Genomic DNA, 992 nt, shown 5'->3' with positions numbered 1-992 from the left:
GGCGGTGATCGATATTTGAAGAGGTCTCCGGTAAACGGTTCAGCGACCAAGCTCGAACTTCATACCGGAGACCTCGTGGCCACCTTAGCGGTGACGAGGCGGCATGACCTCACCGACGCCCAGTGGCAGCGCCTCGCTGTCCTGCTGCCTGCCGCGTCGGCGAAGGGTCGTCCGCCGAAGTGGGAGAAACGGCAGCTCATCGACGGGATCCGCTGGCGGATCCGGATCGGTGCCCCGTGGCGTGACGTCCCGGCCGAGTACGGACCCTGGCAGACCGTCTACGGCCTGTTCCGGCGCTGGCAGCGTGACGGGACCTGGGACAAGATCCTGACCGCGTCACAGGCTGCCGGCGATGCGGAAGGCCGGATCGCCTGGACGGTCAGCGTGGACTCGATGACCAGCCGCGCCCACCAGCACGCCGCCGGCGCCCGCACCGATGGCCACCTGCAGAAAGAGCCGCCCGGTGGCGTGCACGACGAACCCGCCGATCACGCCCTGGGACGGTCTCGCGGCGGTCTGACGACCAAGACGCATCTGGCGTGTGAGCAGGGACAGAAGGTCCTGGCGATGGTGGTGACCGCCGGGCATCGTGGTGACAGTCCGCAGTTCATCCCGGTTCTGCGCCGGATCCGGGTGACGCGTCTGGGGGTGGGCCGGCCTCGCACCTGCCCCGACCTGGTCCTGGCAGACAAGGCGTACACCAGCCGCGGCAACCGTGCCTACCTGCGTAAGCGTGGGATCAAAGCGTGTATCCCGAGCAAGAAGGACCAGGACGCCCACCGCAAGGCCAAGGGCTCCCGCGGCGGACGGCCGCCGAAGTTCGACCGCGACCTTTACCGGATGCGGCACGCGGTCGAGAACGGCATCGCCCGGCTCAAGCGCCACCGCGGCGTGGCCACCCGCTACGACAAGTTGGCCGTCCGATTCCAGGCCGTCCTAACCATCACGGTCATCTGCGAGTGGCTCTGACCGGCTTATGAAACACGCCTTAG

General features: G+C 67.7%; 1 protein-coding gene. It reads left to right on the top strand.

What is annotated here, in order from left to right:
- The first annotated feature begins 90 nt into the window (after window positions 1-90).
- Window positions 91-969 carry an IS5 family transposase gene (locus tag J5X75_RS43790; RefSeq protein ID WP_372451043.1) on the top strand — a complete coding sequence of 293 codons (879 nt, stop codon included), beginning with the start codon at window positions 91-93 and terminating at the stop codon, window positions 967-969.
- Window positions 970-992 lie beyond the last annotated feature (23 nt).

The organism is Actinoplanes flavus, assembly GCF_017592555.1.
In the GTDB taxonomy this organism is placed as follows: domain Bacteria; phylum Actinomycetota; class Actinomycetes; order Mycobacteriales; family Micromonosporaceae; genus Actinoplanes; species Actinoplanes flavus.
This window is presented reverse-complemented; position numbering and strand designations above follow the sequence as displayed.